Raw genomic sequence first — 9930 nt, 5'->3', positions numbered from 1 at the left:
CTTAAAATATTTATTAAAATATATACTTTGATTTTCTTCAAACCATTTAATAAAGCTAATAAATAGTTATTTAAACTAATAAATAAAATAGATACACTCAGTATTATAAAGATGCTTCTATACTTAAGATCTGAAAAAGCTTTTAATGTCAACCAGTCCTTTAAAATAAAAATTACTATTCCCGTAAATATTGAACAGAAGATAGTAATAAAGAGACTAATACTTATATAACGTTTTTTTAACTTATTATTATCTACATGCTGAGCTACATATTTTGTAACTCCTGCTGTAACTCCACCTGATCCAAGCGTTACCAATGTATTAAGAATATTTTGGAATTGCCCAATTAAGGCAATTCCAGTAGGTCCTATATAAACCGCTATAATTTTATTTATAATTAAATTGGAAAACATTTTAATTATTGTTGCTATCCCAGATAAAAAACTCGTCTTCAATAAGTTCATAATATTCTACTCTCTACGAAATTAATATTGATTAATTTTCTCAACAACTTTTTCTACTTCTTCCATACTTATAACTGGAGAGATTGGTAAGCTTAAAACTTGTTCATGGATATTTTCAGTAATTGGATAACTTAAATTGCTCCACTCTTGATACGCTTCTTGTTTATGTGGTGGAATAGGGTAATGAATCATAGTTTGAACTCCATTTTCTTGTAAAAACTGTTGTAAGTCTGCTCTTTTACCAGTTTTAACAACAAATAAATGCCATACATGAGATTCTCTATCACAGTTTTCTACTACAGGTAGTTCAATCTTAGGGTTCTTAATATTATTAAGGTAGTATTCGGCAACTTTTCTTCTATGTTCATTTTGTTTATCCAAATGGCCTAATTTTATATTCAAAATGGCAGCCTGTAATTCGTCTAAACGGCTATTCATGCCCTTAAATAAATTTTCATATTTAACATGCGAACCATAATTTCGTAAAGCTCTAATTTTTACAACTAATGCACTATCATTAGTTGTAATAGCTCCACCGTCTCCCAGAGCACCTAAATTTTTACCTGGATAAAAACTAAACCCAGCAGCATCTCCTAAGTTACCGGTCCGCTTCCCATTGTAAATAGCTCCGTGTGCTTGAGCTGCATCTTCAATTACTTTTAAATTATATTTTTCCGCAATTTTATTAATTGCATCCATATTGGCAGCTTGTCCGCATAAATGAACCGCCATAATAGCCTTTGTTTTTGAAGAGATTTTTCCCTCAATTTTTTGCGGATTAATATTAAACGTCTCAGCTTGAGGTTCAACTAAAATAGGAGTTGCTCCATTTGCGGAAATGGCTAAAATACTCGCTATATATGTATTAGCAGGTACAATGACTTCATCCCCCTCTCCTATTCCATATGCTCTCAAAATTAAAATTAAAGCATCCAATCCGTTTGCCACACCAACAGCATATTTTGTACCACAGTATGCTGCGAATTTTTCTTCGAATTCAGTTACTTCTTTCCCTAGAATATACCATCCGCTTTCTAATACACGCTTCATCGCTTCTTCAATTTCATTTTTATGCTGCAAATTTATTTGTTTTAAATCTAAAAATGGTATCACCTTTTACGCACCACCCTTAATTATTTTTGACAAATCTTTTTTACAAACTGAACAAATATAATTACAATCTAATTTTTCACCACATTCACATACGTGACCTTTAAATACAGCCGGATTTCCATACCATAATGTATAAGGTGGAATATCCTTTGTTACTACAGAACCCGCTCCAACCATTGCATACTTTCCTATTTTATTTCCAGCAATAATAGTCGAATTTGCACCGATAGATGCATACTCCTCTACAATCGTTGCTTCGAAACTATCAGGATATCTCTTAGAGCGTGGTGTCAAATCGTTTGTAAAAGTAACATTAGGACCTATAAATACACTATTTTCCAACCTCACACCATCCCAAATATATACTCCAGATTTAATTGTTACATTATCTCCAAGTACAACATCATTTTCAATAAATGTATGATCATTAATGTTGCAGTTTCGTCCAATTTTTGCTCCTGCTAAAATATGTGTGAAAGCCCAAATCCTTGTATCATCTCCAATTTCAACAGATTCTACAAGTGCCTGTTCATGCTTAAAATATTTATTATTACACATAACTTTTACTCCCTGTGTATGATAAAAACTCTTCATAGTTCCTTAAATAATCTTCCTCATCATACAGTTCACTAGCTAGAACCATCAGCACACAGTCATTTGAAAAATCATACATTTCTCGCCAAATCAATTTATCAACATATAGTCCCTGAGCAGGAGAATCTAATTCAAAAACTTTTTTCTGATCGCCGTTGTCTAATAAAACCTTACAAGATCCGCTTATAGCTATCAAAACCTGTTTTAAATCCTTATGTGCATGATACCCTCTTCTAAGTTCACTTTTCACATCATAAATATAGTAAACTCGTTTAATATTAAAGGGGATGGTGTCATTTTCCTCTAAAGCTATTAATGCGCCTCGTTCATCTTTCATGATTGGAAAATCAAATAATTTTGCCTCCATGCAAACGCACCTCAATTCTTTAAATATTTTTCTATATACCAATTAACCGTTTTTTCAATTCCTGTTTCAAAAGTCTCTTCAGGTTTCCATCCAAGCTCTTTCATTAATTTAGTAGCATCAATTGCATAACGGAAGTCGTGCCCTGGACGATCAGCAACAAATTCTATTTGATTAAAATAACTCTTCTCTTTGGGATACATTTTATCTAAAATCCGACAAATTGTCTCCGCAACTTCCATATTTGTTTTTTCATTGTTTCCACCAACTACATATGTTTCACCAGTTCTTCCTTCATGAAATACCAAATCAATTGCCTGGCAATGATCTAATACATATAACCAATCTCTTACGTTTTTACCATCACCATAAATAGGTAATCTTTCGCCATTAAGGGCCTTACGAATCAAGGTTGGAATAAGCTTTTCATCATGCTGTTTTGGTCCATAATTATTTGAACAATTTGTAGTAACTACATTCATCCCATATGTATGGAAATAACTTCTTACAAATAAATCTGATCCCGCTTTACTAGCACTATACGGACTATTAGGCGCATAAGGCGTCGCTTCAGAAAAATACCCTTCCTCATTTAAAGTACCATATACTTCATCAGTTGAGATATGATGAAAGCGCGAACTCATATATCCTTCTTTATACTTAAAGGGTTTATCCATCCAATGCTGTCTTGCACTTTCTAATAAATTTAAAGTTCCTAGTACATTTGTTTCTGCAAAGACTAAAGGATTTTTAATTGAGTTATCTACATGTGATTCTGCTGCGAAATGAATTACATGTCGAATATCATAAGTTTTAAATAATGATTTAACAAAATCTTTATCCCTTAAATCACCTTTAATAAAAATACTATTCTTATGCCCTTCAATTTCCTTTAAATTGCTTAAATCCCCTGCATATGTTAGTAAATCAATGTTGACAATTCTATATTTTGAATACTTTTCTAAAAAATAAGGAATAAAATTTGAGCCAATAAATCCAGCGCCACCTGTAACTAAAATTGTTTCCATCTTCACACTACACCTTCCATGTTCCAATAAACTGTATTTTGTCTCTCTGAAGCAATATCTAATAAATAACGTCCGTAATCATTTTTTATTAAAGGTTGCGCTAATTCCATCAATTGATATTTTGAAATATATCCCATTCTATATGCAATTTCTTCTAAACAAGCCACTTTAAATCCTTGTCTTTTTTCAACTGTTTCGATAAAAGTAGATGCCTCAATTAAAGAATCATGTGTCCCTGTATCTAACCACGCGAATCCTCTCCCAAGTAATTCCACCTTCAATGTATTACTCTTTAGATACGCTTTATTAATATCGGTAATCTCTAATTCACCTCTTAAAGATGGTTGAATATTTTTAGCAATTTCTACAACCTTATTGTCATAAAAATAAAGGCCAGTAACTGCAAATTCTGATTTAGGAACATTAGGTTTCTCTTCTATTGAGATTGCATTTTGATTTTCATCAAATTCAACTACCCCAAATCGTTCTGGATCTTTAACTCTATATCCAAAGACTGTAGCTCCTATTTCTCTTTTCGCAGCCTTTTGTAAAACCGTTGTAAAACCTGGTCCAAAGAATATATTATCTCCAAGTATTAATGCCACCGAATCATTTCCAATAAACTCTTCACCTATAATAAATGCTTCTGCCAAGCCATTAGGTTCTTCTTGAACCGCATATTGCAAGGAAATCCCAAAACTCTGCCCGTTCCCTAGTAATTGTTCAAATCTTGGGAGATCTTCAGGAGTTGAAATAATTAATATTTCTTTAATACCAGCTAACATTAACACAGACAATGGATAATATATCATTGGCTTATCATAAACTGGAAGTAACTGCTTGGATACTACTTTTGTAATAGGATACAGTCTAGTTCCACTTCCACCAGCTAAAATAATTCCTTTCATATTCCTACCTCCATATTTCTACACATATATAGATATATTAATTTTAATACGCGCCTTTTTTTAGTACTACGTTTATAGCCGTCATAATTATTATTTTTATATCAAAATAGATTGTTTGATTATATACATAGTATAATTCTAAATCTACCCTCTCAGGATAACCCACATTACTCCTTCCGCTTACTTGCCAATATCCCGTTACTCCTGGTTTAACAGATAAAAATTCTTCTACTCTCTCACCATATTCTTTTAATTCTTCATTCAATACTGGCCTAGGACCAACTAAACTCATTTCCCCTTTTAATACATTAATAAATTGTGGTAATTCATCCAAGCTAGTTTTTCTTAAAAAGTTTCCGACTTTCATAATTCTCGGATCCTCAGATGGTTCCAACTTATAGTTATTCCTTAAGTATTTATCATATAATTCCTGATTTGCTTTTAATTTATTCTCAGCATCAACTACCATAGAACGAAACTTATATATATAAAATTCTTTTCCTTCTTTACCTATTCTCTTTTGCTTAAAAAACACAGGACCTTTTGCATCACCGAACTGATACATAATTGGGATTACAATAAAAAAGGGAGAAAAAATAATAAGGCCAATTACAGCACCTACTATATCCATAACTCTTTTCAAAAAGAAATGCATACGCCCTGGTTGAGAAATAGTCGCCTCTTTTTGAATTACATATGTATTTTTTAACTCTGGCTCGCCCAAACTTTTCACTCCTTATCTATTTTTCAATTTCGATTTCATAAATTCTAAAATTTCATCCTTTAATTCTTTATTATTTAACGCAAACTGGATAGTAGTTTTAATAAATCCTACCTTTTCACCCACATCGTAACGTGTTCCTTCAAAATCATATGCAAATACACGTTGAATTTCATTTAAACATTGGATTGCATCTGTCAATTGAATTTCTCCACCAGCACCCGTTTGCTGATTTTCAAGGAATCTAAAAATTTCTGGTGTTAATACGTAACGCCCCATAATCGCTAGGTTTGATGGTGCTGTGCCTTCTGTTGGTTTCTCTACAAATTGACGCACTTGATAACGAAGATCATTTTGTTCAATTGGATCAATGATGCCATAACGATGCGTTTCATTTTCAGGTACCGTTTGTACACCAATAACTGAAGACTGGGTAGCCTCATACTGGTCCATTAATTGGCGTAAACATGGTGTTTCTGCTTGTACAATATCATCACCAAGTAATACTGCAAATGGCTCATTTCCAATAAATTTACGCGCACACCATACTGCATGTCCCAAACCTTTTGGTTCTTTCTGTCTTATGTAATGAATATTAATTTTTGAAGAAGCTTGTACTTTTTCAAGCATTTCATATTTCCCTTTTTCTAAAAGGTTTTGTTCTAACTCAAAAGAATGATCAAAATGGTCTTCAATTGCACGCTTTCCTTTTCCAGTAACAATAATAATATCTTCAATCCCTGATTCAATCGCTTCTTCTACTATGTATTGAATTGTCGGTTTATCGACGATTGGTAACATTTCTTTCGGCATCGCTTTCGTTGCTGGTAAAAATCTCGTTCCAAGACCAGCAGCTGGAATTATCGCTTTTTTTACTTTTCTCAATTTTTTCCCCCCATAAATAATCTTTCATTACGATATAGCAATAACAAAAACCCTACCTATAAATTCATATTTATAACTTCATAGGTAGAGTTTTTATTATAAATAAATTATGGGCATCTAACCCAACCTCACGCCATACTCCCGACGACAAGCGTCTAAGGTAGGTTCGAAATAAAAATTTCTACCCACAGCACAACCGAGTGCCCCCATTGATAACGGTTAGGAGGCATCACCAAAGCTCTTCAATTAAAAAATACCAAACAATTTTTTACGACGAATTTGTTCTGGATCTTCTTTATAAATTGCTTTCCCGCTAATTAATAAATACGGATTTTCTTTTAAATCACTCATAACATTCATTCCAAATTCTTTTCCGATTAATTCGTAGCTTTCTGCTAAATGAAATCCTCTTGACGTTGTGTTATGTGCATCTGATGCGATCATATGCGTTAAATTATGTTCAACGAGTTGTAATGAAAACTTTTTAATTTTTTTACCGAACTTCCCAAGTAAACTACCTGCCGTCACTTGCGTTAATGCCCCTTTATTTACAAGGTTGTATAACTTATCTGGACGCTCAATTAACTCTGCATTACGTTCTGGATGAACAATAATTGGAATCATTCCCTTTACACGTAATTCGTATAATAACTGTTCTGCATAACGGGGTACATGATTAGACGGAAATTCAATGAATATGTATTTATTTGTCTCGTTTAAAGTAACGATTTTACCAGCTTCATAGTCTTCTAATAAATCACCATATAACCTGACCTCTTGCCCTGGTAAAATTTTCAGTGGAATTTCATTTTGTTGTAGTTCATCATTTAATTTCTTCACTTGATGAATAATGGAAGTACGCTCATTTACGTATTTTCCATTTTGATGATGTGGTGTTGCGACGATTGTATGTATTCCTTCTGCCACAGCTTGTTGCGCCATCGCTAAACTATCTGTTACTGTTTGTGCACCATCATCGATACCAGATAAAATGTGACAGTGTAAATCAATCATTCTTTTCATCCTCCCGCCCTCATATTAAATCTTTTTTCCCTTGAATATGAGACATCTCATATTCAAGGGAAAAAAGGAGATATGTTTCTAACATATCTCACTTTTTTAATTAGTTTGCACCGTAGTAATAATATAAGCCTTGTTCACGTTCACGGTCATTCAGAACAACACCTAACAATTTACCTTTTGCTGATTCTAATAATCCTTTTGCTTTTACTGCAGACTCTTTCTCTGTCGATTCACTACGCACAACAAGAATAGAAGCATCACATACATTCGCCATAATTTGCGCGTCTGTAACAGCTAAAATAGGTGGTAAATCGAAAATAACTAAATCGTACATACTATACGCTTGAGCAAGAAGTTCTTGCATTGATTTTGAACCTAACAATTCAGCTGGATTTGGTGGGATTGGACCACAAGCTAGAAAACTCAAATTCTCAACTGCTGTCGTTTGTACACATTTCTCTAAACGTTCACTGTGCGTTAATACATTCGTTAATCCGAAAATATTATCTACTTGGAACATTTGATGCATCGCTGGTTTACGCATATCTGCATCAATTAATAATACTTTCTTCCCTTGTTGAGCAAAAACAACTGCCATATTCGCTGTCGTTGTTGTTTTCCCTTCACTTGGGTTCGCAGATGTTACCATTAACGAATGTAAGTTTGTATCAACAGATGCAAACTCAACATTCGTTCGAATATTACGATATTGCTCTGAAATTGGTGATCTTGGTTGTTGATGAGCAATTAATTGACGACGTTGACGATGATTCTTTTTCTTTTTAAATAAATTAAGAGCCAATTGTTTGTCCCCTCACTTTTCTTGATGATGGAGCGTGTGATTTCACGTTCGTTGTTTCTTCATCCATACGAGCAACAATACCTAACACTGGTAAGCCAAGTAAATTTTCTACATCTTCTTCCTTTTTCACCGTGTTATCTAAGTATTCTAGTAAGAATGCAAGGCCAACTGAAGCCATTAAACCAACAACGAAAGCGATTGCTATATTTAACATTGGGCGTGGTTTAATCGGAGATTGATTTTCCCCAACTTCTGCTTTCGATAATACAGTTACGTTATCCACACTCATAATTTTTGCAACTTCACCTTTAAATACTTCTGCAGTTACATTGGCAATATCGCGAGCTACTTTGGGATCTTTGTCCTCAGCCGTAACAGAAATAACCTGTGAATCTTTTTCATTTGCTACATTAACTTTTTCTGTTAAAGCTTGTGCTGTCATCTTTAAATTTAATTTTTCATTCACTTGATCTAAGATTGCTGGGCTTTTAATAATAACCTTATATGTATTCGTTAATTGAATATTCGTTTGAATTTCACCCGCTTGAATCATTGCTCCATCTTGTTTCTTCTGGTTAACAAGAATTTGCGTCGAAGATTGATAGATTGGTGTCATGAAGAAGAAGCTAATGATAGCACTTACAATAGCTGCACCAAAGGCGATTACGAGGATCATTGCTAAACGTTTTTTTAAAATATGAAATAACTCTTTCAAACTAATTGTTTCTTCCATAGGTTCCTCCAACTTTCTACAATTTGCACATAAGAAAAATTATAACATATTATCTTATATTTTTTATTTAGTAATTTATTTTATATTAGTTCATAGCAAACACATATAATATTACAAAATAATCTTAAATATGACAACACATTCCATCGATTTCCCAAAATTTCCTTTATGTCATGGCTTTCGCATAATGCAATAATAAATTTCAGAAAAATTTAAAAAAGCCAATAAGTATTCCTTATTGACTCACTTTATTGTTATTTTAGTAATAGCCATATTGCTCTTTTTCTTCTCTTTTATCGTTTAAAACGACACCAAGTAGTTTACCAGATGCCTTGTCTAATATTTGTTTTGCTTTCAATATTTTATCTTTTTCTGTTTTTTCACTACGCACGACAAGTATGACTCCATCACATTTGTTCGCAAGTATTTGTGCATCGGTAACCGCAAGAACTGGCGGTGTGTCTATTAAAATAATATCAAACATGTTATATGCTTCTAGTAATACCTCGTCCATTACTCGATTTCCTAACAGTTCTGCTGGGTTTGGTGGTATTGGACCTGACCCCATTAAGTATACATTCTCTATATCTGTTTTTTGAATACATTGCATTAATTTTGCTTGTCCTAATAATACGTTCGTTAATCCATTTGAATGATGAATTGCAAATAAGTTTTGTATCGTCGGCTTACGTAAGTCAGCTCCGATTACTAAAACTTTCTTTCCTTGTTGACCGAAAACAACTGCTAAGTTTGCAATTGTCGTCGTCTTTCCGTCACCTGGATCTGCTGAAGTGACAATAAGAGAACGCATATGATTATCTACAGATGTAAATTCAATATTCGTACGAATGTTGCGGTATTGCTCTGCAATACGCGATTTAGGCTCTTTATGTGTAATTAATTGTTTTAATGGCTTTCTTTTCTTTCTCCCGAACATGTTCTAGTCTCCTTTTTTTAAGTGCGACCTTCCCCCTATTTCTATATGCTCGATATACACGCCCATTTCATTCATGATCGATATATTACGCTTATTCCCCACTTATTTCCACTGTTAAATCCATCCATTCTCTCACATATCTAACCATAATCCATGCCATTCTATTTTGTCCTATATAAAGACCGTAACAATATGAAAATAGCTTCATTTCTTTTATACCTTTATCATTTATCTCAAAAGCGAGATAAATGATAAAGTAATTATATGGTAATTCCAATTAGTTTATAAATAATTTTCTAAATGGTTTGTGTTTTTTCTATTTATATCGATATTATAGTAAATAAAAAAATCTTCTTGT

Annotated in this window: 11 protein-coding genes and 1 pseudogene; all 12 read right to left on the bottom strand. The window is 33.1% G+C overall.

What is annotated here, in order from left to right; genetic code table 11:
* Nucleotides 1-464 (bottom strand): annotated as a pseudogene (locus V7038_RS10215) (O-antigen translocase); the annotation flags it as partial.
* A 21-nt stretch (nt 465-485) separates the two neighbouring features.
* Nucleotides 486-1577 carry a DegT/DnrJ/EryC1/StrS family aminotransferase gene (locus V7038_RS10210; protein ID WP_335470050.1) on the bottom strand — a complete coding sequence of 364 codons (1092 nt, stop codon included), beginning with the start codon at nt 1575-1577 and terminating at the stop codon, nt 486-488.
* A 3-nt stretch (nt 1578-1580) separates the two neighbouring features.
* On the bottom strand, nt 1581-2135 hold the full coding sequence (locus V7038_RS10205) for an acyltransferase (protein WP_335470048.1): 555 nt from the start codon (nt 2133-2135) through the stop codon (nt 1581-1583).
* A complete protein-coding gene (locus V7038_RS10200; protein WP_335470046.1) occupies nt 2128-2538 on the bottom strand; it encodes a sugar 3,4-ketoisomerase in 411 nt (136 codons plus the stop codon). The genes V7038_RS10205 and V7038_RS10200 overlap by 8 nt, the downstream gene beginning before the upstream one ends.
* Before the next feature lie 11 nt (nt 2539-2549).
* On the bottom strand, nt 2550-3563 hold the full coding sequence (gene rfbB / locus V7038_RS10195; protein ID WP_335470045.1) for a dTDP-glucose 4,6-dehydratase: 1014 nt from the start codon (nt 3561-3563) through the stop codon (nt 2550-2552).
* A gap of 2 nt (nt 3564-3565) precedes the next feature.
* Complete coding sequence (gene rfbA / locus V7038_RS10190) at nt 3566-4471, bottom strand: glucose-1-phosphate thymidylyltransferase RfbA (RefSeq protein ID WP_335470043.1); 906 nt, start codon at nt 4469-4471, stop codon at nt 3566-3568.
* Between the two features lie 43 nt (nt 4472-4514).
* Nucleotides 4515-5126: a sugar transferase gene (locus tag V7038_RS10185; protein ID WP_335470056.1), complete on the bottom strand. Its 612-nt coding sequence runs from the start codon at nt 5124-5126 to the stop codon at nt 4515-4517.
* 81 nt (nt 5127-5207) lie between these two features.
* A complete protein-coding gene (gene galU / locus V7038_RS10180; RefSeq protein ID WP_335470041.1) occupies nt 5208-6077 on the bottom strand; it encodes a UTP--glucose-1-phosphate uridylyltransferase GalU in 870 nt (289 codons plus the stop codon).
* Nucleotides 6078-6323: 246 nt separating this feature from the next.
* On the bottom strand, nt 6324-7091 hold the full coding sequence (locus V7038_RS10175; protein WP_335470039.1) for a tyrosine-protein phosphatase: 768 nt from the start codon (nt 7089-7091) through the stop codon (nt 6324-6326).
* Between the two features lie 109 nt (nt 7092-7200).
* Nucleotides 7201-7902, bottom strand: coding sequence for a CpsD/CapB family tyrosine-protein kinase (locus tag V7038_RS10170; RefSeq protein ID WP_335470037.1), 702 nt, complete (start codon nt 7900-7902; stop codon nt 7201-7203).
* The gene (locus V7038_RS10165) at nt 7892-8635 is read right to left on the bottom strand and encodes a YveK family protein (RefSeq protein ID WP_335470033.1); all 744 of its coding nucleotides are present in this window, start codon (nt 8633-8635) and stop codon (nt 7892-7894) included. Before V7038_RS10165 ends, V7038_RS10170 begins: the two co-directional genes overlap by 11 nt.
* 259 nt (nt 8636-8894) lie before the next feature.
* On the bottom strand, nt 8895-9572 hold the full coding sequence (locus V7038_RS10160) for a CpsD/CapB family tyrosine-protein kinase (RefSeq protein WP_335470031.1): 678 nt from the start codon (nt 9570-9572) through the stop codon (nt 8895-8897).
* Nucleotides 9573-9930 lie beyond the last annotated feature (358 nt).

Source organism: Bacillus sp. JJ783, assembly GCF_036963225.1.
Classification (GTDB): domain Bacteria; phylum Bacillota; class Bacilli; order Bacillales; family Bacillaceae_G; genus Bacillus_A; species Bacillus_A cereus_U.
The sequence above is the reverse complement of the archived record's forward strand: the minus strand, read 5'-3'. Positions and strand labels throughout refer to the sequence as shown.